The organism is Bradyrhizobium aeschynomenes, assembly GCF_013178945.1.
GTDB classification, from domain to species: Bacteria; Pseudomonadota; Alphaproteobacteria; order Rhizobiales; family Xanthobacteraceae; genus Bradyrhizobium; species Bradyrhizobium aeschynomenes.
In genome coordinates, this window is record NZ_JABFDM010000006.1 from 173,086 (window position 1) to 196,756 (window position 23,671).

16 protein-coding genes are annotated in these 23,671 nt (G+C 64.5%); 12 read left to right on the forward strand and 4 right to left on the reverse strand.

The window, feature by feature from the left end; translation table 11 throughout:
- The first annotated feature begins 387 nt into the window (after positions 1-387).
- Both HL666_RS19035 and HL666_RS19040 read left to right on the forward strand, forming a co-directional pair.
- The gene (locus HL666_RS19035; RefSeq protein ID WP_172183262.1) at positions 388-6,564 is read left to right on the forward strand and encodes a HAMP domain-containing protein; all 6,177 of its coding nucleotides are present in this window, start codon (positions 388-390) and stop codon (positions 6,562-6,564) included.
- 13 nt (positions 6,565-6,577) lie between these two features.
- Positions 6,578-8,071 carry an HWE histidine kinase domain-containing protein gene (locus HL666_RS19040; protein WP_172183264.1) on the forward strand — a complete coding sequence of 498 codons (1,494 nt, stop codon included), beginning with the start codon at positions 6,578-6,580 and terminating at the stop codon, positions 8,069-8,071.
- A 15-nt stretch (positions 8,072-8,086) separates the two neighbouring features.
- Here HL666_RS19040 and HL666_RS19045 read toward each other — a convergent pair whose 3' ends face one another.
- Both HL666_RS19045 and HL666_RS19050 read right to left on the reverse strand, forming a co-directional pair.
- Positions 8,087-10,372, reverse strand: a complete 2,286-nt coding sequence (locus tag HL666_RS19045; RefSeq protein ID WP_172182953.1) for an FdhF/YdeP family oxidoreductase — start codon at positions 10,370-10,372, stop codon at positions 8,087-8,089.
- A 311-nt stretch (positions 10,373-10,683) separates the two neighbouring features.
- Positions 10,684-11,244: a type 1 glutamine amidotransferase domain-containing protein gene (locus HL666_RS19050; protein WP_172108727.1), complete on the reverse strand. Its 561-nt coding sequence runs from the start codon at positions 11,242-11,244 to the stop codon at positions 10,684-10,686.
- Between the two features lie 256 nt (positions 11,245-11,500).
- On the opposite strand from HL666_RS19050, the gene HL666_RS19055 reads away from it, so the two are divergent.
- Positions 11,501-11,758, forward strand: a complete 258-nt coding sequence (locus HL666_RS19055) for a hypothetical protein (RefSeq protein WP_172109775.1) — start codon at positions 11,501-11,503, stop codon at positions 11,756-11,758.
- Positions 11,759-11,839: 81 nt separating this feature from the next.
- Here the strand turns inward: HL666_RS19055 and HL666_RS19060 are convergent, their stop codons facing one another.
- The gene (locus HL666_RS19060; RefSeq protein ID WP_172182955.1) at positions 11,840-12,070 is read right to left on the reverse strand and encodes a hypothetical protein; all 231 of its coding nucleotides are present in this window, start codon (positions 12,068-12,070) and stop codon (positions 11,840-11,842) included.
- Between the two features lie 103 nt (positions 12,071-12,173).
- Between HL666_RS19060 and HL666_RS19065 the strand changes: the two genes are divergently transcribed.
- Complete coding sequence (locus HL666_RS19065) at positions 12,174-12,365, forward strand: DUF3072 domain-containing protein (RefSeq protein ID WP_172182957.1); 192 nt, start codon at positions 12,174-12,176, stop codon at positions 12,363-12,365.
- A gap of 120 nt (positions 12,366-12,485) precedes the next feature.
- A complete protein-coding gene (locus tag HL666_RS19070) occupies positions 12,486-12,773 on the forward strand; it encodes a hypothetical protein (RefSeq protein WP_172108721.1) in 288 nt (95 codons plus the stop codon).
- Between the two features lie 14 nt (positions 12,774-12,787).
- On the opposite strand, the gene HL666_RS19075 is transcribed toward HL666_RS19070, so the two are convergent.
- The gene (locus HL666_RS19075; RefSeq protein WP_172182959.1) at positions 12,788-14,158 is read right to left on the reverse strand and encodes a glycoside hydrolase family 3 N-terminal domain-containing protein; all 1,371 of its coding nucleotides are present in this window, start codon (positions 14,156-14,158) and stop codon (positions 12,788-12,790) included.
- 306 nt (positions 14,159-14,464) lie between these two features.
- On the opposite strand from HL666_RS19075, the gene HL666_RS19080 reads away from it, so the two are divergent.
- The 7 genes from HL666_RS19080 to HL666_RS19110 all read left to right on the forward strand — a co-directional run bounded on the left by HL666_RS19080 (position 14,465) and on the right by HL666_RS19110 (position 23,578).
- Positions 14,465-15,844, forward strand: coding sequence for a DUF4153 domain-containing protein (locus HL666_RS19080; protein WP_311975966.1), 1,380 nt, complete (start codon positions 14,465-14,467; stop codon positions 15,842-15,844).
- A 23-nt stretch (positions 15,845-15,867) separates the two neighbouring features.
- Entirely contained in the window at positions 15,868-16,569 is a 702-nt protein-coding gene (locus HL666_RS19085; protein WP_172133137.1) for a response regulator transcription factor, read from the forward strand.
- Positions 16,566-18,185, forward strand: a complete 1,620-nt coding sequence (locus HL666_RS19090; protein ID WP_172133138.1) for an ATP-binding protein — start codon at positions 16,566-16,568, stop codon at positions 18,183-18,185. Before HL666_RS19085 ends, HL666_RS19090 begins: the two co-directional genes overlap by 4 nt.
- A 319-nt stretch (positions 18,186-18,504) precedes the next feature.
- Positions 18,505-20,121 carry an ABC transporter substrate-binding protein gene (locus tag HL666_RS19095; RefSeq protein ID WP_172182963.1) on the forward strand — a complete coding sequence of 539 codons (1,617 nt, stop codon included), beginning with the start codon at positions 18,505-18,507 and terminating at the stop codon, positions 20,119-20,121.
- A 27-nt stretch (positions 20,122-20,148) separates the two neighbouring features.
- Entirely contained in the window at positions 20,149-21,126 is a 978-nt protein-coding gene (locus tag HL666_RS19100) for an ABC transporter permease (protein WP_172108709.1), read from the forward strand.
- Positions 21,127-21,128: 2 nt separating this feature from the next.
- The gene (locus tag HL666_RS19105) at positions 21,129-21,959 is read left to right on the forward strand and encodes an ABC transporter permease (RefSeq protein ID WP_172108707.1); all 831 of its coding nucleotides are present in this window, start codon (positions 21,129-21,131) and stop codon (positions 21,957-21,959) included.
- Positions 21,956-23,578, forward strand: a complete 1,623-nt coding sequence (locus HL666_RS19110; RefSeq protein ID WP_172133140.1) for an ABC transporter ATP-binding protein — start codon at positions 21,956-21,958, stop codon at positions 23,576-23,578. The genes HL666_RS19105 and HL666_RS19110 overlap by 4 nt, the downstream gene beginning before the upstream one ends.
- Positions 23,579-23,671 lie beyond the last annotated feature (93 nt).

Genomic DNA, 23,671 nt, shown 5'->3' on the forward strand with positions numbered 1-23,671 from the left:
CGGAACCAGGTCCGCTCAGCTTCTCATTGCCCACCCCAAAGCCATTGCGCTCCCTCGGTTCCGCCGATGTAGCGCGGCGTGCCGCGTAGGGAAAATTATATGGAACGATTGGCGATGGAGCGCGTTGAGCCGCTTATGCCATCTCCGACGGGTTCCAATTGTTGCGAGAAAAGGCATCCGGCTTGATTTGAGATGTTGCCGCGGCTTGTATGCCGGCCGCAAATGAGACTCGGATTCTTGCCGGCACGCATACTGCCTCGGGGGAACTTGATGAGCGATCTCGATCCTGCTGATAGTCCGCTGCCGGCCCGGCAAGGCTTCAGTCGTCCGGGTACTGGCGCGGAGGGACCAGATGCGAGCCAGGATCTGCTTCGCGCGCTCCAGGCCATGCGTTCAGGCGACTTCTCCGTCCGAATGAGCGGCGACTATCTCGGCATCGACGGCAAGATTGCCGATACGTTCAACGACATCATTGCCGCCAACGAGCGCATGGCGCAGCAGCTCGAACGTGTCGGCCAGGTCGTCGGCCGCGAGGGCAAGACCCGGCAGCGCGTGAGGTTCGGCATCGCCAGCGGTTCCTGGGCCGACATGGAGAGTTCGATCAACACCCTGATCGACGATCTCTTATGGCCGACCCGCGAGGTCACGCGCGCCGTCGCCGCGGTGGCGCAGGGCGATCTGCTACAGACCGTGAAGCTGGACGTCGACGGCCGGCCGCTGGGAGGCGAGTTCCTGCAATCGGCCACCATCGTCAACACGATGATCAAGCAGCTCAGCGTCTTCACTTCGGAGGTGACGCGCGTCGCCCGCGAGGTCGGCACAGAGGGCAAGCTCGGCGGCCAGGCCCAGGTTCCGGAAGTCACCGGCGTGTGGAAGGACCTGACCGAGAGCGTCAACTCGATGGCCAACAATCTGACCGGCCAGGTCCGCAACATCGCCGAGGTGACCATCGCGGTCGCCAATGGCGACCTGTCCAAGAAGATCACGGTCGACGTGCGCGGCGAAATTCTGCAGTTGAAGGAGGCCATCAACACGATGGTCGATCAGCTGCGCTCGTTCGCCTCCGAAGTGACGCGCGTGGCCCGTGAGGTCGGAACCGACGGCAAGCTCGGCGGTCAGGCGATCGTGCCGGGTGTGGCCGGCACCTGGAAGGACCTCACCGACTCCGTCAACGCCATGTGCGGCAACCTGACCGCGCAGGTCCGCAACATCGCCAACGTGACCACGGCGGTGGCGCGCGGCGATCTCTCGCGCAAGATCACCGTCGACGTGCGTGGCGAAATCCTGGAGCTGAAGGACACCATCAATACGATGGTCGATCAGCTCAATGCATTCGCCTCGGAAGTGACGCGCGTGGCGCGCGAGGTCGGCACCGAGGGCAAGCTCGGAGGTCAGGCGCAGGTGCCCGGCGTCGCCGGCACCTGGAAGGACCTGACCGACAACGTCAACTTCATGGCCTCCAACCTCACCGCCCAGGTCCGCAACATCGCCGACGTCGCGACGGCGATCGCGAGCGGAGACCTGTCGAAGAAGATCACGGTCAACGTCTCCGGCGAGATCCTTCAGCTGAAGGAGACGCTGAACACCATGGTCGACCAGCTCAATGCCTTTGCCGGCGAGGTCACGCGCGTCGCGCGCGAGGTCGGCACCGACGGACGGCTCGGCGGCCAGGCCAACGTGCTCGGCGTCGCCGGCACCTGGAAGGACCTGACCGAGAGCGTCAACTCGATGGCGTCGAACCTGACCGCACAGGTGCGTAACATCGCCGAGGTGACGACCGCGGTGGCGAACGGTGATCTGTCGAAGAAGATCACGGTCGATGTTCGTGGCGAGATCCTCGAGCTGAAGGACACCATCAACACGATGGTCGACCAGCTCAACGCCTTTGCCGGCGAGGTGACGCGCGTCGCCCGCGAGGTCGGCACCGAAGGCAAGCTCGGCGGCCAGGCCATGGTGCGCGGCGTCGCCGGCACTTGGAAGGATCTCACCGACAGCGTCAACTCGATGGCCTCCAACCTCACGGGACAAGTCCGCAACATCGCGGAGGTCGCGACCGCCGTCGCCAAAGGCGACCTCTCCAAGAAGATCACCGTCAACGTTTCCGGCGAGATCCTTCAATTGAAGGAAACGCTGAACACGATGGTCGATCAGCTCAATGCCTTCGCGGGAGAAGTGACGCGCGTGGCGCGCGAGGTCGGCACGGATGGCAAGCTCGGCGGCCAAGCCGAGGTTCCCGGCGTTGCCGGAACCTGGAAGGACCTGACCGACAGCGTCAACTCGATGGCCGGCAATCTGACCGCCCAGGTCCGCAACATCGCCGAAGTGGCTACGGCGATCGCCGGCGGCGACCTGTCGCGCAAGATCACGGTGGACGTTCGCGGCGAGATCCTAAGCCTGAAGGAAACGCTGAACACGATGGTGGATCAGCTCAACCGCTTCGCGGGCGAGGTGACGCGCGTCGCACGCGAGGTCGGCACCGAAGGTCGGCTTGGCGGTCAGGCCAACGTCCCAGGCGTCGCCGGAACCTGGAAGGATCTCACCGACAGCGTCAACTCGATGGCCGGCAATCTCACCGCCCAGGTCCGCAACATCGCCGAGGTAACCACGGCGGTGGCGCGCGGCGACCTGTCGCGCAAGATCACCGTCGATGTGAAGGGCGAGATCCTGGAGCTGAAGAACACCATCAACACGATGGTCGACCAGCTCAACGCGTTCGCCTCCGAGGTGACGCGCGTCGCGCGCGAGGTCGGCACCGAAGGCAAGCTCGGGGGCCAGGCCGAGGTGCCGGAAGTCGCCGGCACCTGGAAGGACCTGACGGACAGCGTCAACTTCATGGCGTCGAACCTGACGGCACAGGTGCGCAACATCGCGGAAGTCGCCACCGCGATCGCCGGTGGCGACCTGTCGAAGAAGATCACGGTCGACGTGCGCGGCGAGATCCTGTTGCTCAAGGACACCCTCAACACGATGGTCGAGCAGTTGCGCTCGTTTGCGGCCGAGGTGACGCGCGTCGCGCGTGAGGTCGGCACCGAGGGCCGGCTTGGCGGACAGGCCGTGGTGCCGGGCGTCGGCGGCACCTGGAAGGACCTCACCGATAACGTCAACCTGCTCGCGGCCAATCTGACGACGCAGGTCCGCAACATCGCCGAGGTGACCACGGCCGTGGCGCGCGGCGATCTCTCGCGCAAGATCACGGTGGACGTGAAGGGCGAGATCCTGGAGCTCAAGAACACGATCAACACCATGGTCGACCAGCTCAACGCGTTCGCCGGCGAGGTCACGCGCGTCGCGCGCGAAGTGGGTACCGAAGGCAAGCTGGGTGGCCAGGCCCAGGTGCCGGGCGTCGCCGGCACCTGGAAGGACCTCACCGATACCGTGAACTTCATGGCCGCCAACCTCACCGAGCAGGTGCGCGGCATCGTGAAGGTGGTCACCGCGGTGGCCAACGGAGATCTCAAGCAGAACTTGACGGTGAAATCGAAGGGCGAGGTTGCTGCGCTCGCCGACACCATCAACAACATGACGGAGACGCTCGCCACCTTCGCCGATCAGGTCACCAGCGTCGCCCGCGAGGTGGGCGTCGAGGGTCGTCTCGGCGGCCAGGCCAACGTGCCCGGTGCCGCCGGCACCTGGAAGGACCTGACCGGCAACGTCAACCTGCTCGCGGCCAACCTGACCTCACAGGTCCGCGCCATCGCCGAGGTCGCGACCGCCGTGACGAAGGGCGACCTCACCCGTTCGATTCAGGTCGATGCGCGCGGCGAGGTCGCCGAGCTCAAAGACAACATCAATACGATGATCACCAATCTGAGGCTCACAACCGACCTCAACACCGAGCAGGACTGGCTCAAGACCAACCTCGCAAAGTTCACCAACATGCTGCAGGGCCAGCGCGACCTGACCACCGTCGGCCGCCTGCTGCTGACCGAGCTGACGCCGCTGGTGAACGCCCACCGTGGCGTGATCTATCAGGTCGAAACCGAGTCGACACCGCAGCTGCGCCTGCTCGCCTCCTATGCCGATGACGGCGTGTATCCGCACCGGCAGCATGTCCAGTTCGGCGAAGGCCTGATCGGACAGTGCGTCTTCGACAAGCGCCAACGGCTGGTCTCGGAGATTCCGTCCGACGTCATTCCCGTGGGCTCCGCCCTGCTCCGGGCCGTCCCGAAGAACCTGGTGGTGCTGCCGGTGTTGTTCGAAAACCAGGTCAAGGCCGTGATAGAATTGGCATCGCTCAGTCCGTTCACGACCTCGCAGATGACGTTCCTCGAACAGCTGACCGACTCCATCGGCATCGTGCTCAACTCGATCGAGGCCACAATGCAGACCGAGGGGCTGTTGAAGCAGTCGCAACAGCTCGCCGCCGAGCTGCAGGCACAGCAGCGCGAGCTGCAGCAGACCAATGAGCAGCTCGAGCAGAAGGCGCAGCAGCTTGCCGAGCGCAACGTCGAGGTGGAGCGGAAGAACCAGGAAATCGAACAGGCACGCCGCGCGCTCGAGGAGAAGGCGACCGAGCTCGCCTTGACCTCCAAGTACAAGTCCGAGTTCCTGGCCAACATGTCGCACGAGCTGCGCACGCCGCTCAACAGCATCCTGATCCTCGGCCAGCAGCTCACCGAAAACCCCGATGGCAACCTTACCCTCAAACAGGTCGAGTTTGCCCGCACCATCCATGGTGCCGGCACGGACCTGCTGAATCTCATCAGCGACATTCTCGATCTTTCCAAGATCGAGTCCGGTACCGTGACCGTCGATGCCGAGGAGATTCTCACCGCGAACCTGTTGGAAACCGTCGGGCGTCCGTTCCGCCACGAGGCCGAAAACCGCCTCCTCTCCTTCAACATCGATGTCGATCCGACGCTGGCGCGCAGCATCGTCACGGACTCCAAGCGCCTGCAGCAGGTGCTGAAGAACCTGCTCTCGAATGCCTTCAAATTCACCGCCGAAGGCGGCGTCCGCTTGAAAGTGTTCGCAGCGCTGGGGGGCTGGAGCACCGAACACCCGGTGCTCAACAATGCGCCGGCCGTGATCGCCTTCGAGGTGTCGGACACCGGCATCGGCATTCCTCAGGACAAGCAGAAGCTGATCTTCGAGGCATTCCAGCAGGCCGACGCGGGCACGAGCCGCAAATATGGCGGCACCGGACTTGGACTTGCGATCAGCCGGGAGCTCGCCAACCTTCTGGGCGGCGAGATCCATCTCAAGAGCGCGCCGAGCAAGGGCAGCACCTTCACGCTGTATCTGCCCCTCAAATATTCGGGGCCCGCGACGGCCCCGCGCGTCAGCCCCGCCGCGCCCGTTCCCTATCTCCAGACCCCTGCCCTGCAGGCTCCGGTGCCCGAGCGCGCCATCGAGCAGTTGGCGGATGATCGGCTGCACCTCGAGCCGGGAGACACGATCCTGCTGGTCGTCGAAGACGATCCGCACTATGCCCGCGTCCTGATCGATCTTGCGCGCGACAAGGGCTTCAAGGTTCTGGTCGCCGGCCGCGGCGCGGAAGCGCTGGATCTGGCCAAGCAGTATCAGCCGGCCGCGATCTCGCTCGACGTGTTCCTTCCGGACATGCTCGGATGGACCGTTCTCAGCCAGCTCAAGCACAATCCGTTGACGCGGCACATCCCGGTGCAGATCATCACGCTCGACGAGGACCGTCAGCACGCTCTGGCGCGCGGCGCCTTCTCCTTCGTGAGCAAGCCCACCACGACGGAAGGCGTCAGCGCGGCGCTGTCTCAGATCAAGGAATACGCCAAGCCGCGGCGCAAGCGATTGCTGATCGTGGAGGACAATGCCGCAGAGCAGATGAGCATTCGCCAACTGCTCGATCACGACGACATCGAGATCGTCGCGGCGGAGACGGGCGCGGCCGCGCTCGATGAGCTCCGCAACGCGCCTTGCGACTGCGTCGTGCTGGACCTTCGTCTCCCCGACATGAGTGGCTTCGACGTGCTCGACCAGCTGCGCTCCGACGATACGCTCTCCGGCGTTCCCGTCGTCGTGTTCACCGGACGCGAATTGTCGGCCGAGGAGGACGCCGAGCTGCACACGATGGCCCGCAGCATCGTCGTGAAGGGCGTGGAGTCCCCCGAGCGGCTGCTCGACGAGACCTCGCTGTTCCTCCATCGTGTGATCACGGAACTGCCGGTCCAGAAGCAACGCATGCTGGAGAAGCTGAACAGCTCCGACGATGATCTGATCGGGAAGACGGTGCTGCTGGTCGACGATGACGCACGCAACATCTTCGCCTTGTCGAGCGTGCTGGAACGCCGCGGCATGCGCGTGCTCACCGCAACCACCGGCCGGGAGGCGATCGAGCTCGTCCAACGAAGTCCCGAGATCGCGATCGTTCTGATGGACATCATGATGCCCCAGATGGACGGTTACCAGACCATCGGGGTCATCAGGCAGACTCCAGCCTTCGCCCGGCTGCCGATCATCGCGTTGACCGCGAAAGCCATGAAGGGAGATCGCGAAAAGTGCCTCGAAGCAGGCGCGTCCGATTACCTGGCGAAACCCGTCAACACCGAGCAGCTGCTTCTTGCGATCCGCATGTGGCTGCACCGCTGAACGGTTGATCATGATGGAACATGAGAAGGTCAATATTCTTCTGGTTGACGATCAGCCGGCGAAGCTGCTCGCCTACGAAGTCATCCTGAAGGAGCTCGGCGAGCATCTGGTGGTGGCCACTTCCGGCCGGGAAGCGCTCGAGATCCTGCTGAAGAACGAGATCGCGGTGATCCTCGTCGACGTCTGCATGCCCGAGCTCGACGGCTTCGAGCTGGCGCAGATGATCCGCGAGCATCCGCGGTTTCAGAAGATCGCCATCATCTTCATCTCGGCGATTCAGGTCAGCGACTTCGATCGGTTGCGCGGCTACGAGATGGGGGCCGTCGACTACGTGCCGGTCCCCGTGGTCCCGGAGGTGCTGCGCGCGAAGATCAAGGTGTTCGCCGAGCTCTATCGCAAGACACGCGAGCTGGAGCACTTGAATCGCGAGCTGGAAAACCGTGTTCGCGCGCGCACGGCCGAGCTTGAGAGATCCACGGCTCAGCTGATCGAAAGCGAGCAGCGCCGCAGCATGGCCATCGCCGCCGGCAGGATGGGCTCCTGGGACTGGGATGGGGTGAATGGCGACTGGATGTGGGACGAGGGGCAATATCGCATCTTCGGAGTGACACCGCAGGGCTTCGAGCTCAACAGCGTGAACATCATGGGCCTGCTGCATCCTGAGGATGCGGCCCGCGCTAGCCAGGTGATCGCGGAGTTTGGACTCGGCACGACGTCCTACGAGACGGAGTTCCGCATAATCCGACCGGATGGCGAGGAGCGCTGGTGCTTCGGAACGGCGGCCGCGACCACGGACAGGACCGGTCGGATGATCCGCGTCAGCGGCGTCACCATCGACATCACCGAACGCAAGCGCGCGGAGGAGCGCCAGAACCTGTTGACCCGCGAGGTCGATCACCGTGCCAAGAACGCGCTGACCTTGGCGCAATCGATCGTTCGATTGACCAAGGCCGACAGCGTCGGGACGTATGTCAGCGCCGTCGAGGGCCGCATCAGCGCCCTCGCGCGCGTTCACACCATCCTCTCTCTATCGAGCTGGCAGGGCGCAGAGATGAGCCGGCTCGTGGCCGAGGAGCTCGCGCCCTATGCGACCGGCGGACAAGTGGACTTCGGCGGCGCCGAACTTCAGCTTCAGCCCGCGACGGCGCAGACGCTGGCGTTGGCGTTGCACGAATTGGTGACGAACTCTGCCAAATACGGTGCTCTGTCGGTCCGGTCGGGGCAACTGTCGGTGAAGTGGACGATCGAGCATGATCGCCTTGATCTGGTCTGGATCGAGACCGGCGGGCCCCTGGTCCACGTCCCGACCTCCCGCGGCTTCGGCACCCGCAGCCTGATGGCCAGCGTCGAGAGCCAGCTGGGCGGACGTGCGGTGTTCGACTGGCGTCCCGAGGGCCTGGTCTGCCGTCTGCTCGTTCCGCTTCGCCCTGGAGTCACCCCGCCGGAGGCGACCAATGCGTTCGCGGTGCCCGTCGCCGAGGGTGCACGACAGCGCGCCACCGGCTGACGGCTGCGGCGCGGCTCAGCCGGATGTGTCCCTGGTGATCCGCACCGGCACCGATTTGGCGGCAGGTACCTTGCTGCCCTCGGCATAGTGCCAGAGCGGGATCAATCCGTTGCACTCCGGATAGTAGGCCGCGACGCTGAATCTCGGAATGTCGAACGCAACGCTCTGCAATCCTCCGAGCGAGCGCTCGATCCCGTCATGGGCAACCGTCGACAGACGGACCAGATCGCCCTGCACGATGCCGAGATCGGCCATGTCGCTTGCATTCATGAAGATGACCTGACGGCCGCCCGTGACGCCACGAAAGCGGTCGTCCTCGTTGTAGATCGTCGTGTTGAACTGGCCGTCCGCACGCAGCGTCATCAACTGGAACACGCCATTGCCCTCCTCGGGCGGATTCAAGGCCGCCTTCGGGACCGTGAAGTTCGCCTTGCCGGTCGGCGTCTTCCAGTTGCGCTGGCGGGCGCCGAGCGGCCGCGGAAACCCGCCGGGCTGAAACAGACGCTCGTTGAAATCCTTGAACTGATCGGGATAGGTGCGCTCGATCGCGTCCCTGACCAGCGCGTAGTTGCCAACCCATGCGTCCCAGTCGACGTGCGGATTCGGCGCCAGGGTTGCCTTTGCAAGACCGGCAACGATGGCCGGCTCCGATAGCAATCCCTCGGCAACGGGCTGGCGCTGTCCGCGCGAGCCATGAATGCAGGTGGTGGAGTCCTCCATCGACACCGCCTGCTCTCCGCCTGCCTGCCGATCGATTTCGATCCGACCCAGGCACGGCAGCAGGTACGTGACCGCGCCGGGAACGAGGTGGCTTCGATTGAGCTTGGTCGCGATCTGCACCGAGAGCCGCAACCCTGACCAGGCGGGCTCCATGAGGGACCGCTCCGGTACCGCGCGCAGGAAGTTGCCGCCGAGACTGACGAACCCCTTCACGTCGCCCCTGATGATCGCCTCGCAGGCATCGACCGTGCTAAGTCCGTCCCAGCGTGGCGGCTCGAACGCGTAGAGTTCAGCCAGCTTGTCGAGCGGCACCAGCTTGGTCTTCTCGGAAATCCCGACCGTACGCTGCCCCTGTACGTTCGAATGTCCGCGAACGGGGGAAATGCCTGCACCTGGCTTGCCGATGTTGCCGCGTAGCAGGAGCAGGTTCACGATCATCTTGGCGGTCTCGACGCCATGACGATGCTGTGTGATTCCCATCCCGTAATTGGCGATCACGGCGTGCGCCGACGCATAGACCTTGGCTGCCTCGAGAATGTCGGCCCTACCGAGACCGGATGCACGTTCGATATCGCTCCACGACGCTTGACGGCAATAGTTCGCAAACTGCTCGAACCCAGACGTATGCTGCTCGATGAAGGCCGCATCCAGAACGCGCGGGCTTTTCGTTGCGACCGCTGCGTCATCCGCCTCGATCACGGCCTTGCACATGCCGAGTAGCGCGGCCCCGTCGCCCCCGACCCTGAGCTGATGGTATTGCGTGCTGATCCGCGTGCCGCCGGTCAGCACCATCTGGATGGGATTCTGCGGATTCGTGAAGCGCTCCAATCCGCGTTCGCGCAACGGATTGAACGTGATGATGGGGACACCGCGCTGCGCGGCACGCTGCAGCGGATGCAGCATGCGCGGCGAGTTCGTCGTCGTGTTTTGGCCAAAGAAGAGAATGCAGTCGGCCTTGTCGAAATCCTCCAGAAGTACTGTGCCCACCGGCACGCCGATGACCTCCGGCAGCGCGACCGAGGTCGACTCGTGGCACATGTTGGAGCTGTCCGGAAAATTGTTCGTCCCGTACATCCGGCCGAACAGCTGGTACATGTAGCTCGTCTCGAGCGACGCCCGGCCGGACGTGTACATCACCACGGCGCGGGGATCGAGACCGTTCAGCTGAGCGCCGATGTCGCGAAACGCGTCGTCCCAGCTCGCGGCCACATATCGATCAGTTGCCGCGTCGTAGCGCATCGGATGCGTCAGGCGCCCCTGCTCTTCCAGCTGGTGATCCGACCATGTCCGCAATTCGGCGAGCGTGTGCCGCGAGAAGAACTCCGGCCCGACCGTCTTGCCGGTGATTTCCCACGCCGTAGCCTTGGCGCCATTCTCACAGAATTCGAAGAGATGCGGCTTTGCCGGTTTGGCCCAGGAGCAGCTGACGCACATGAAGCCGCCCGGCTTGTTCTGCTTGAGAAGAATCTCGCTACCGAGCAGCGTGACCTCCTCCTGTGTCAAGATTCCTGCGACAGCTTGAACCGAGCCCCACCCGCCCGCAGGTGCCTTGTAGTCTTGAATCTTCGCCTTCTCACTCACGGCACATCTCCGCGGCCCGAAAACCCGCCAACCCGTGATCGAGGCGCAAGTTCCCTCCGTTCACGGGAGCTTGCGACCGGGTGCGCGGCAGCGGCAAGAGATGCGAAAGAGAGTGAGGCGTGCGCTGCCATATCTGACGGAGTTAGGAACGACACGACATACCAGACGTCTTCTCCGAGTCTCCAGCGGCGTTCCCCCATCTCGCTGGAGGCACTCCGTGTGGACTGCGGCCCAGCGTTCGACCCCTCGGGCGCTGGGCCCGTCCATGCGGGAAACCGGTCACGCGGATCCGGCTCCCTCGCCCGCTCGTCTCAAGCAGCACTGCGTTGGAGATGGCGGCCTTCCCTGACCTCTTCGATGATCTTGGCGCTGAAAGCCTCGAGGTCGCCGGGATTGCGCGAGGTGATGACGCCCTGATCGACGACGACCTCGGCGTCCTGCCACTGGGCTCCGGCATTGGCGACGTCGGTCTTGATCGATTTGTAGGACGTCATCTTGCGCCCCTTTGCAATGCCCGTCTCGATCAGGAGCCAGGGGGCGTGGCACACCGCCGCCACGATCTTCTTGGCGTCGAAGACGTCCTTGATGAACTTCAACGCCTTCGGCTCCACCCGCAGCAGATCGGGATTGATCTGTCCCCCGGGCAGCACGATCGCGTCATAGTCGGACGCAGTGGCTTGGTCGAGCGTCTTGTCGACCTTTACGGGCCGCCCCCAATCCTTCTGATCCCAGCCCTTGATCTCGCCTGACGCCAGCGAGACGATCTCGACGGTGGCGCCAGCCTGCTTCAGGCGATCACGCGGCACTTCGAGCTCGGATTGCTCGAACCCGTTGGTCGCGAGGATTGCGATCCTCTTTCCTTTGATGTCCATCGTCTTCTCCGGTTTGAATTGACACTGCGGGCAACCTTGCGCATGGGACCATCGTTCCCGACGCAACCCCGACCGATCGTCACAACTGGTCGATCAGCGGCCTGGATTCTTCGTGGAACAGCCCGCGGCGGCCGCTGTTTGTAGAGAGCGAGCAGACTTGGCCGTCCCCGCGCGACGCGGGGGCCCGGCAGCTCTGTCGACGGATGCGATCTGGAGTCCCCTCGTGCCTTACGCATTATTTGAGAACGACGAACGATTGACGCGTCCGTTTCGAACCGAGCGCGAGGTCTGGGAGGCCGCCGAACAGGCTGACCTGGTTACGTTGGACGCGCATGGTGAGAAGGTTCTCGACAACAGTTTCGAGATCAAGCCGTGCGACGCAGCCCCCGACGAACTGGTGGGTTCCGGACAGGACATCGTGATCCCGCGCGCGCGCGGTGCCGACACCTCACGCGAGAACGGCTCACAGCTCTCGCCTTCGCGTCAGAAGAATACGACGCAGAGGTCCTCATGAGCCAAGCAGATTGGCCGTTATGTGTCCGGCGAGCCAAGCCCTCACATCTCGGAACCGCTCTCGGCCTGCGATGCGGACAACTCAGCCGTGTCTGGCCGCTCTGCGACGTGGAACCCCATCAGAGTTTTCCAGCTTGAGCCGCTCACGTTGCTCGCGCAGGTCGTCGAGCGTCATCAGCATGCGCTCGAGCAACGCCTTCGCCGCTTCTGTGGCAACTCCGGCGCGCTGCAACTGCACGATTTCACGTCGCTGCCGGCCGACCTGAACACGCATCCGGTCGATTTCCGCTCGAATGAAGCTGAGGTCGCGCATCGATCCACCATGCCGAGGTTGAATCACTCTAGAACAAATCAGGAACAATTTGCAAGCCAGAAGTGTTCAAGCTGTCAGCGAGGGGCATCAACGGAGGTCGATCATGACCGGGAAGATAGAAAAAAATCCGAGGAACTGGACTTCGGGAGACGATCCGATGACGGACGCGCAAGCCTCCTACTTGAAGACGCTTGGCGAACGGACAGGTCGGCTTGATCCGACACAGGACGTGCGGACCAAGGCGCAAGCTTCGGAACTCATCGATGAGTTGAGACGGGCCGCAGAGTTGGAGTGAGCCGCGATCCAGGGACGAGCCGACACGGATTGGTATCGGAGTGCTTCGGACCTCAGGCCGGAGCGGTCGCGAATCAAGTGCCGGTTGTTTAATCTTTGCGGTATTCCTCGGGAGTGCACCATGGTTGCGGACAGTGACAGCAAGGTCGCCTGGCATCGCGCTCAGCTCAAGAAGAACCGCGCGGCGCTCAAGCAGATCGAAACGGCGCGGTTCACCATCGGCGAGAGCGCCGATGCCAGGGCGATCGAGCGGAGCAAACGGCAGGTCGCGGAGCTGCTGCTCAAGATCCGCGAGTCGGAACAGGTCGTCGGTCAACACGACAAGCAGACCCGACGACCATTGGCGACGGATCTGCGCAGCCTCTCCAACGTCGCCTGGCGCAACTGGACCGGCAACGGTCCGCGCTGACGAACGAGCAATCCTCATCGATTCACTCTCGTCTCAGTCGACGTGCCTCCGGAGGCAGAGCTTTCCGAAACGTTCGCCGCCAGAGATCTATCGTCCCCTTGCAGCCAGCGCGTGAGCCGCTCGTCGCTCCTTCGAAGCGCATCCAAGTCGATCCGTCCCTGCGCCAGCGCCCGCTTGGCGCAGGCCAGCACCCGATGGAACTGCGTGCCGTCATACGCGACGAGCAGGAGGTCAGCGCCGCCATTGAGGGCCTCCACGACGGCTCTGCAGAGGTCGCGGCCGTAGATCGCTCCCATCACGAGATCATCGGTCACGATCACGCCGTTGTACTTCCAGCTGTCGCGGATGAGGCCTTGGAGCACGGCCTTGGAGTGTGAGGCTGGCCGCTCTCCATCGATCGCGTCGACGACGACGTGACCCACCATCATCGCCGCGTGCGAATTGTCCAACACCTGACGAAACGGTCGCCAATCCGACTGCTCCAACACATCCGCTGGCGTATCGAGATGCGCCGAGAAGTGATGGGTATCGGCCTCGACGCGGCCAAGGCCAGGAAAGTGCTTGACCGCAGCGCGGACACCGCTTGCCTCCAGACCGCGGACATAACCGAGCGCGATATCGCCCACCGCAGCCGGATCGTCGGAAATCGCCCGCTGTCCTATCAGCGTGTGGAAGTCCAAGCGGTTGCGCTTCCAGCGCGGACGTAGATCGACGACCGGCGCCAGGTTGAAGGTGATGCCCGCTGCGGCCAGCGCCTGTCCTTGAGCGCGCCCCATCTCGAAGGCGTCATGCGCGCGACGCGGCGCAGGCAGATCGGCCAGCGTCGCAAGCCCGGGCATGTTCGGCACCGTCGGCGACAGGTGCGCGACGCGGCCTCCTTCCTGATCTGCCGACACCAGCAGCGGTGCCAGCCCGGCATTCAGGCGCTCGGCCTGCAATCGCGCGATCTCGGCGCGCAGCTGAGCCGTGGTCCGTCCGCGCACGTTGCGGTGGGTCACATAGACGCCGGCGATCAAGCCCCGCCGTGCCAGCGCCGCGGCATCCTCCGGGACCGTATAGCCGACCATGAAGTGCCGCCCGAGCAGACGGGCCGCGTCCGGGTCTGTGCGAAATGTCTCGTACTTGCGCCAGGCGAACGTGAATTGCGTCGACGTCAACGCGAACAGCGGGATGCACCATATCAGCACCAACAGCCGCCCCGCGGGACCTCGTCCCCAACTGCCGTTGAGCAAAAGCAGCAGCGGAGCTGCCAGGCCGATGACGAGCAAGGCTGCGTGGCCGGTTCCGCGCAGGCGGACCAGATACGGCTCGTTGCTGTTGAACGTGATGAAGATGAAGAGCAGAGCAAGGGTCCAGAGAACCAGCGTCCTGATACGCCCGAGCATGTGTGAGGCCGATCATTGCAAGCAGACAACGACCCTTGCGTAACAATGACGATCCGCCTGCGCCAGCCGCGGAATCGCCTCTGCACGATATCTGCAAACAAATCCTGAAATGCTGCAGACCTCTTCGTGAGCCCCTGCACCCGGCCGCGTCATGTTGGCTCATCGGCTGGCAAGCGCCGGCCGCATCGCGACTCGTTCGAGGATCCCGCAATGACCAGCTCCGCAGAGCTGACGGCTGCTCCGGCCGTCTCTCTCCCCATGTGGCACAAATTCGCCGTCGCCTTCGGCCTGCTCGGGCTTGCCGACGTGCTGTTCTATGACCAGATCGTTGGGCTCTCTTTTCCGATCTTTGCCATGGCCCTCGTCGCGGCCAGCATGCTCGTGAATCATGCTGGCACCGACCGCCGGCGCGGGATCCTTGCGGCCATAGTACTCGTCGTTGGCCTAATTCCGGCGATCGAGGATTTCACCCTGCCGTCGCTGTCGATCGTCGTCGTCACGACGATCTCGGCCGTCGCCCTTTCGACCAATCGGGCCGTCAAGGGACTTCGCCTGCCGCTCACCGCCGCAAGGCAGTTGCTGCTGATCGGGCCGTTCCGGCTGATACCCGACATGATCACAACGTTCCGCAGCCATGATTTGACGCGGCTGCTCTTGACCTGGAGCATCCCGCTCGCGTTCGGACTCGTCTTCAGCCTGTTGTTCGCCGCCGCCAACCCCGTGATCGAGCAGTGGCTCGATCAACTCCGCCCCCAGCGCCTCGTGTCCAGCATGAGCTTCGGACGTCCCCTCTTCTGGCTGCTGATGCTGTCTCTGATCTGGCCGTTCATCAATTTGCGTTGGAGGCAGCGGACGACGCCGCCGAGCCAGCCGGTCGAACCCGGGGCCAACCAGATGCCGCCGGCCGTAGTGCCCCTGCTCAGCCCGCAGACCGTCGTGCGCTCCTTGCTCCTGTTCAACCTGTTGTTTGCGATTCAGACTGCGCTGGATGGTGCGTATCTGTGGGGACACGCGGCCCTTCCGGACGGGGTGACCTACGCTACCTATGCCCATCGCGGCGCCTATCCGCTGATCGTCACGGCGCTATTAGCCGCGGCCTTCGTCGTCGCCGCCGTCCGCTCCGGCCAGGAAGATGAGCCGCGGCTGATCCGTCCCCTGGTCTACCTCTGGGTCGGCCAGAACCTTCTGCTGGTGCTCTCCTCGATCCAGCGGGTCCATATCTACATCGAGACCTACCTCCTGACGCACTGGCGCATCGCGGCACTGATCTGGATGGGGTTGGTTGCCATCGGTCTGGTCCTGATCGTGATCCGGATCATTCTGAACCGCCCGACTGCGTGGCTCGTCCGCATGAACCTGATGACGCTCGCCGCGACCCTCTATGCCTGCACGCTCGTCAACTTCTCTGGGCTGATCGCCGACTACAACGTCGCCCACAGCCGTGAGGCAGGACGGAGCGGTGCCGCGATCGACGTGCAGCATCTCTCGATCCTCGGTCCGCAGGCCCTGCCAGCGGTCCGGCGGAGCTTGCTACTGTCGCCCGGGGAGGCCGGACTGTCCCGGGTGCACGACCGGCTCATGGAGCAGCAGGCAAGCGACATGGCGAACTGGCGCTCCTGGACCTTCCGCGGCTGGCGCTTGCAGCGCTATCTCGATACACATCCCCTGGCGCAGAAGCCAAACTGATGTCCCGCCGCGGAGGCTCCATTTTGTCCCCTCGAATTCTCATCGTCGACGACGATCCGCACATCCGCGAGGTGCTGCGCGTCGCGTTGAGCAAAGCGGGCATGACGGTGACGGAGGCGGCCGACGGCCGCGCCGCCCTCGCCAGATCCACCGAGGACCGGCCGGATCTGATCGTGCTCGACGTCGGCATGCCGGAGTTCGACGGCCTCGAGGTCTGCCGGCGCATCCGCCGCACCTCGCAGGTGCCGATCCTGTTCCTGTCGGCCCGCGACGAGGAGATCGATCGCATTCTCGGATTGGAGATCGGCGGCGATGACTACGTGACCAAGCCGTTCAGTCCGCGCGAGCTCGTCGCTCGCGTCAATGTCATCCTCCGGCGTGCCACGAACGGCGGAGGTGATCGCTCGGCCGAGCCGGAGGAGCTCGTCCATGGCCGGCTCCGGCTCGACCCGCAGCAGCATCTCGCCCGTTACGGCGACACGCCGCTGACCCTGACCGCGCTCGAGTTCAGCATCCTGCGCACGCTGATGACGCGCCCGACGGTCGTGTTCAGCCGCGACCAGATCATGAGCGCCGCCTATCAGCTCAACATCCAGGTCTCCGACCGCACGATCGACAGCCATATCCGCAACATCCGCGCCAAGCTCGCCGCCGCGCGCTGCGAGGACGCCATCGAGACGGTGCACGGCGTCGGCTTCAGGCTCGGTCGCTGCGGGGCCGCATGATCGCGCCGAAGCCGAAGAAGAAATGGCGGCCGTCGCTTGGACAGATCGTGTTCGGCGTCCTGGCGCTGGTCGCGACCCTGCCGCTGGTCGGGCTGTTCTTCTTTCGCATCTACGACAACCAGCTGATCCGCCAGACCCAGGCCGAGTTGATCGCACAGAGCCGCGTGCTGGCGGCGGTCTATGCCGAGGAGGTCACGGCGCGCCTCGCCTCCGGCATTGCGCTGGGCGCCGAGATCCCGCCGGAAGCCCGGCCCGACGCCTCCGACGAGGTGACGCCGATCCGTCCCCTGCTCGATCTGCTGGCCAACGATCTCTTCGTCCGCCGTCCCGATGCCCGCGAGGCCGTCCGGCCTGCGGACCCCGCTTATGTCGCGATCGGCGCCCGTCTCCTGCCGGTCATCCGCGAGACGCAGAAGGTGACGCTGGCCGGGTTTCGCGTGCTCGATCCGCAGGGTGTGGTCATCGCCGGCCGCGACGAGATGGGTAGATCGCTCGCCCATATCGAAGAGGTCGCCGCCGCGCTGAAGGGAAAATACAGCGCCGCGCTCCGCATCCGCATTCCCGACAAGGCGCCGCCGCCGATCTACTCGATCAGCCGCGGCGTCGGCGTCCACGTGTTTTCGGCCATGCCGGTGGTCGTCGACGATCACGTCGCCGGCGTCATCTACACATCGCGAACGCCCCGCAACATCTTCGAGCATCTCTATGTCGAACGCGGCAAGTTCATCGCCGCGGGATCCGCCATCATTCTCACGACATTACTGGTCGGCCTCATCGTCTCGCGCACGATCACCCGGCCGATGCGCGAGCTTGTCGACCGCGCCGGCAGGATCGGCCGCAACGATCCCCAGGGCTTCCGGCCCCTCGCCCATTACGGCACGCGCGACTTCGCCGAGCTGGCCGAGCACTTCTTCGCCATGGCCGCGCAGCTCGCGCGGCGCTCGAACTACATCAGAAACTTTTCCGCTCATCTGACGCATGAGCTCAAATCGCCGCTGACCTCGATCAAGGGCGCCGCCGAGCTGATGCTGGATTCGCTCCACGCATCTTCAGCTCGTCTCACCCCCGCGGAGCAGGAAAGGTTTCTCAGCAACATCCTGGGCGATGCGGAGCGGCTCGATCGGATGGCGCAGCGCCTGCGCGAGCTCGCCCGCGCCGAAGCCGTTCAGCAGAGCGAGACAAGCAGCCTGATCGATGTCATTCCCCAGCTGCGCGAGCGGTTTCCCACGCTCCAGATCGAGACGCGCGGCGTGCTGGAGCGACAAGTCGCACTATCGAGCGAGACGCTTCTGATCGTCCTCACCCACCTCGCCGACAACGCCGCGCGCCACGACGCCCGGACCATCAGCCTGGAGGCGGCGGACCATGCGGACCAGCTGGTCCTGAAGGTCGGCAACGACGGCAGTCCGATCTCGCCTGCAAATCGCGAGCGGATCTTCGACGCGTTCTTCACCACCCGGCGCGACAGCGGCGGCACCGGAATGGGACTGGCCATCGTGCGCGCTATCATGATGAGCCATGGCGGAGAGATCAGTCTTCTGCCGGCCGAGCACGACGTCCGTTTCGAGCTGCGTCTGCCGGCCCGCGGAGAACCACGACAGACCCACCTGAAATAGCAACACACCTCTCCCCTTCTCCGAGGTTGCCGGCCGGGTGCAAATCTGTCTGTGGAGGACGCCAGGCGCGGGGCGACTGGGGATCCGTGCGCCGTCGCCAGCGGCAGCACACCATTTCCCTGCCCCTCGCCGCCAAAGCCTGGCCATGCTGCCGAACGTTCGTATACGAGCAATCCATCTTGCCTCAGCGATTCCGGACCATTGCAGCTGCGACGGTTCGGCCGCGCAATTGGGAATGACTTGGCCGCGCGATCCGCGTAAGCTCAAGGGCTATTGCACCATCGGCCAGCCTTGCTGCTGCGTCCTTCGGGAGACCTTGATGAATTCGAGCCGTTTCGAAATCAATCGCCGCACCGCGCTTCTGACCTCCGCTGCGATTGCCGCCAACGTCGTCAATCCGTTTCGTGCCTTTGCCCAGGAGACGCCGCGCAAGGGCGGCGTGTTCAACGTGCATTATGGCGCCGAGCAGCGTCAGCTGAATCCGAGCCTGCAGGCCTCGACCGGCGTCTACATCATCGGCGGAAAGATCCAGGAGAACCTCGTCGACCTCGATGCCAACGGCCAGCCGGTCGGCGTGCTCGCCGAGAGCTGGGAGGCCGCCCCCGACGGCAAGACCATTACCTTCAAGCTGCGCAAAGGTATCAGCTGGCACGACGGCAAGCCGTTCACGTCCGCGGATGTGGCCTTCACGGCCATGAACATGTGGAAGAAGATCCTCAACTACGGATCGACCCTGCAACTGTTCCTGACGGCGGTGGATACGCCGGATCCGCAGACCGCGATCTTCCGCTATGAGCGTCCGATGCCGCTCAATCTTCTGCTGCGCGCCCTGCCCGATCTCGGCTACGTCTCGGCCAAGCACATCTATGAGACCGGTGACATCCGCCAGAACCCGGCCAACCTCGCGCCCGTCGGCACCGGCCCGTTCAAGTTCGTCAAATACGAGCGCGGTCAATACGTCATTGCTGAGCGCAATGCCGACTATTGGCGCGCGAACGCCCCCTACCTCGATCGCATCGTCTGGAAGGTCATCACCGATCGCTCCGCTGCGGCGGCTCAGCTCGAGGCGGGTGAGTTGCATTACAGCCCCTTCTCGGGGCTGACCATCTCCGATATGGCGCGGCTCGGAAAGGACAAGCGCTTCATCGTCTCGACCAAGGGCAACGAAGGCAACGCCCGCACCAATACGCTCGAGTTCAATGTCCGGCGCAAGGAGCTGTCGGACGTCAAGGTCCGCCGCGCTATTGCGCATGCGATCAACGTGCCCTTCTTCATCGAGAACTTCCTCGGCGATTTCGCCAAGCTGGGCACCGGTCCGATCCCGTCGACCTCGACGGACTTCTATCCCGGCGCGAACACGCCGCAATATCCCTACGACAAGGCCAAGGCGGCAGCGCTGCTCGACGAGGCCGGTTATAAGCCCGGCGCCGGCGGCACGCGCTTCGCGCTGAAGCTGCTGCCTGCCCCGTGGGGCGAGGACATCTCGCTGTGGTCGACCTTCATCCAGCAGTCGCTCGGCGAGGTCGGCATCGCAATCGAGATCGTACGCAACGACGGCGGCGGCTTCCTGAAGCAGGTCTACGACGAGCATGCGTTCGATCTGGCGACCGGCTGGCACCAGTATCGCAACGACCCGGCCGTCTCGACCACGGTCTGGTACCGCTCCGGCCAGCCGAAGGGCGCGCCCTGGACCAACCAGTGGGGCTGGGACGACGCCAAGATCGACAAGATCATCGACGATGCCGCCACCGAGGTCGATCCGGCCAAGCGCAAGGCGCTCTATGCCGATTTCGTGCGCGAGGCCAACTCCGAGCTGCCGGTCTGGATGCCGATCGAGCAGATCTTCGTCACCGTGATCACCGCGAAGGCGCGCAACCATTCCAATACGCCGCGCTGGGGATCGTCGAGCTGGCACGATCTCTGGCTTTCCGCCTGAGCCGGAATCCGTCAGGATAGATAGGCCATGCGCATCTTGAGCCTTGCGGGGCGGCGTCTCGCCGCCTCGATCCCCACTTTGTTCCTGATCCTGATCGGCGTCTTCCTCCTGCTGCAGCTCGCACCGGGCGACACGGTGGACGCCATGATGGCGCAGATGGGCGGCGGCGATGCGGCCACCGCACGCGAGCTGCGCCGCTTCTATGGCCTCGACGTTTCGGTGCCGGTGCAGCTCGCCAACTATCTATGGCGGCTGGTGCGGCTCGATCTCGGCTTCTCCGCGATCTACGGCAAGCCGGTCGCCGCCGTGATTCTGGAGCGTCTGCCGCCGACCCTGCTGCTGATGACCTCTGCTCTCTCCTTTGCGTTCTTCTTCGGCCTCCTGTTCGGCGTCATCGCCGCGCGCAGCGTCAACCGCTGGCCGGATACGCTGATCTCCACGGTCGGCCTGATCTTCTACGCCACGCCCTCGTTCTGGTTCGGCCTGATGGCCATCGTGGTGTTCTCGATCTATCTGCAATGGCTGCCCGCCGGCGGCTTCGAGGACATCGGCGCCGTCAGCACCGGGGTCTGGCGCGTGCTCGACATTGCGAGTCATCTCGTGCTGCCGTCGCTGACGCTCGGCCTGATCTTCCTGGCGATCTATCTGCGCATCATGCGGGCCTCGATGCTCGAGGTCCTGAACCTCGACTTCGTCCGCACCGCACGCGCCAAGGGCCTCGACGAGACCCGCATCGTCACCCGCCACGTGCTGCGCAACGCCCTGCTGCCGATGGTGACACTGATCGGACTGCAGGCTGGAACGATGCTCGGCGGATCGGTGGTCGTCGAAACCGTGTTCTCGCTGCCCGGTCTCGGGCGCCTTGCCTACGAGTCGGTGGTCCAGCGCGACCTGAACACGCTGCTCGGCATCGTCTTCGTGTCCGCATTGCTCGTGATCCTGGTCAACTTCGTCACCGATCTGCTCTACGCGCGGCTTGATCCGCGCATCACGGCGGAGAGCTGAACATGGACGCCGCGAAGCGCTACTTTCGCAGTCCGGCCGCGGTGCTGGGCCTGATCCTGCTGCTGATCGTCGTGGGCATGGCGATCAGCGCGGGTTATCTGTACCCGCGCGACCCGCTCGCGCTCGCCGGCCGGCCGCTGATCTGGCCGTTCGCCAATCCGCGCTTCCTGCTCGGCACCGATAATTCCGGCCGCGATATTGCGGCCCAGATCTTCCACGGCGCTCGCATCTCGCTTTTGATCGGCGGCGTTGCGACGCTCATTGCCGTGACGATCGGAATCATGGTCGGCGCGCTCGCCGGCTACTATGGCGGCTGGATCGACAACATCTTGATGCGGATCACCGAGGCCTTTCAGACGCTGCCGAACTTCGTTCTGCTTCTGGTGCTGGTGGCCGTGTTCGGCTCGACATTGACGACGGTGACGATCGCAGTCGGCATCGTGTCCTGGCCCGCGCCGGCGCGGCTCACACGGGCGGAGTTCCTCTCGTTGCGCAGCCGCGAATTCGTCCAGGCCGGCCGCACCCTCGGCATGCGCGACACGCAACTGATCCTGCGCGAGATCCTGCCCAATGCACTGCCGCCCGTCATCGTCTATGCCGGCGTCGTGATGGCGGTTGCGATCCTCCTGGAAAGCGCGCTCGCCTTCCTGCGGCTGTCCGACGCCAATGTCGCCTCCTGGGGCAATCTGATCGGCCTTGGGCGCGACGTGCTACGCGTGCAATGGTACGTCTCGGCCATTCCCGGCGTCGCCATCCTGACCACCGTGCTGGCGGTGTCGCTGGTCGGCCAGGGTCTCAACGATGCACTGAACCCGCGGCTGAAGCAACGATGAGTGCGACAGCCACGATTCTCACCGTCGACCGCCTCAGCGTCCGCTTGCCCAAGGGCGCCGACCGGCCTCACGCCATCTCGGAGGTCTCGCTTTCGATCGCCGAAAACGAGATCGTCTGCATCGTCGGCGAGTCCGGCTCCGGCAAGTCGATGATGGCCAACACGATCATGCGGCTGCTGCCGGACGGCGTGACCACCGACGGCGGCCGCATCCTGTTCGCCGGCCACGATCTCTGCACCGCGACGGCGGCCGAGATGCGCCGCATCCGCGGCGCCGACATCGCGATGGTGTTCCAGGAGCCGATGACGGCGCTCAATCCATTGCGTACGATCGGCGACCAGATCGGCGAGGTCCTGGACATCCATACCGATCTGTCGAAAGCCGAGATCCGATCGCGCGTGCTATCGCTGCTGACGGACGTCAACATTCCCGATCCGCCGCGCGCGGCGAAGGCCTATCCCCATGAGCTGTCCGGCGGCCAACGCCAGCGCGCAATGATCGCAATGGCCTTGGCGCTCGATCCGAAGCTGCTGATCGCCGACGAGCCGACCACGGCACTCGACGTCACGACGCAGGCCCAGATCCTCAAGCTGATCCGTGAGCTGCAACAGCGCCGCAAGACCGCCGTGCTCTTCATCACCCACGACTTCGGCGTCGTCGCCGAGATCGCCGACCGCGTGGTGGTGATGCAGCATGGCGTCGTGGTCGAGCACGGTCCCGCCATGGATGTGCTGCGTCATCCGCAGCACGCCTACACCAAGCAGCTGATCGCCGCGGTGCCGCCGGTCGCGGCGCCGCCACCGCGTCCGCTGTCGGACAACGCCATTCTCACGCTCTCCGGCGTGGTCAAGACCTATCGTACCGGCGGCTTTCTCGGTCGCGGCGAGCGTGTGACGCATGCGGTGAAGGACGTCTCGCTCACACTGCCCAAGGGGGCGACGCTCGGCATCGTCGGCGAATCCGGCTCCGGCAAATCCACCCTCGCGCGTTGCATCATCCGCCTGATCGATCCGGATGCGGGATCGATCCTGCTCAACGGTCAAGACTGGGCCCGGCTGTCACGCGGCGACATCCGTGAGCGCACACAGCAGATGCAGATGGTGTTTCAGGATCCGTTCGCCTCGCTGAACCCGCGCCGCAAGGCCGTCGAGCTGGTGGCGCAGGGCCCGATCGTGCACGGCACGCCGCGGAACCAGGCGCTCGCCGAAGCACGTGAGCTGTTCGACCTGGTAGGGCTCGATCCGTCAGCGGCCGATCGCTTTCCGCATGAATTCTCGGGCGGCCAGCGGCAGCGCATCGGACTTGCGCGGGCACTCGCGCTGAGGCCTGCCGTGCTTGTGGCCGACGAGCCGGTGTCGGCGCTCGACGTCTCGGTGCAGGCGCAGGTGCTGAAGCTGCTCACCGATTTGCGCGAGCGGCTCGGCCTGTCGATCATCTTCATCACGCACGATCTGCGCGTTGCCGCCCAGATCTGCGATCTCGTCGCCGTCATGAAGGACGGCGTGGTGGTCGAGCACGGCCTCACCCGCGATGTGTTCGGCAGCCCGCAGCACCCCTACACCCAGGCGCTGCTCGAGGCGATTCCGGGCGGCGACTTCGCCCGGACGGCGCATGGCTGAACGCTAAAGCATGATCCGGAAAAGTGCGCAGCGGTTTTCCGAAAAGATCATGCGCAAACAACAACCTAAAGCGCGATGACTATTCATCCTGAT

What these genes read in the sequence shown, in the direction of transcription:
- HL666_RS19105 (WP_172108707.1), top strand. Translation starts at nt 21,129, where the DNA reads ATGGACGCCGCGAAGCGCTACTTTCGCAGTCCGGCCGCGGTGCTGGGC.
- HL666_RS19090 (WP_172133138.1), top strand. Translation starts at nt 16,566, where the DNA reads ATGATCGCGCCGAAGCCGAAGAAGAAATGGCGGCCGTCGCTTGGACAG.
- HL666_RS19075 (WP_172182959.1), bottom strand. Translation starts at nt 14,158, where the DNA reads ATGCTCGGGCGTATCAGGACGCTGGTTCTCTGGACCCTTGCTCTGCTC.
- HL666_RS19065 (WP_172182957.1), top strand. Translation starts at nt 12,174, where the DNA reads ATGACCGGGAAGATAGAAAAAAATCCGAGGAACTGGACTTCGGGAGAC.
- HL666_RS19040 (WP_172183264.1), top strand. Translation starts at nt 6,578, where the DNA reads ATGGAACATGAGAAGGTCAATATTCTTCTGGTTGACGATCAGCCGGCG.
- HL666_RS19050 (WP_172108727.1), bottom strand. Translation starts at nt 11,244, where the DNA reads ATGGACATCAAAGGAAAGAGGATCGCAATCCTCGCGACCAACGGGTTC.
- HL666_RS19110 (WP_172133140.1), top strand. Translation starts at nt 21,956, where the DNA reads ATGAGTGCGACAGCCACGATTCTCACCGTCGACCGCCTCAGCGTCCGC.
- HL666_RS19060 (WP_172182955.1), bottom strand. Translation starts at nt 12,070, where the DNA reads ATGCGCGACCTCAGCTTCATTCGAGCGGAAATCGACCGGATGCGTGTT.
- HL666_RS19070 (WP_172108721.1), top strand. Translation starts at nt 12,486, where the DNA reads ATGGTTGCGGACAGTGACAGCAAGGTCGCCTGGCATCGCGCTCAGCTC.
- HL666_RS19095 (WP_172182963.1), top strand. Translation starts at nt 18,505, where the DNA reads ATGAATTCGAGCCGTTTCGAAATCAATCGCCGCACCGCGCTTCTGACC.
- HL666_RS19035 (WP_172183262.1), top strand. Translation starts at nt 388, where the DNA reads ATGCGTTCAGGCGACTTCTCCGTCCGAATGAGCGGCGACTATCTCGGC.
- HL666_RS19100 (WP_172108709.1), top strand. Translation starts at nt 20,149, where the DNA reads ATGCGCATCTTGAGCCTTGCGGGGCGGCGTCTCGCCGCCTCGATCCCC.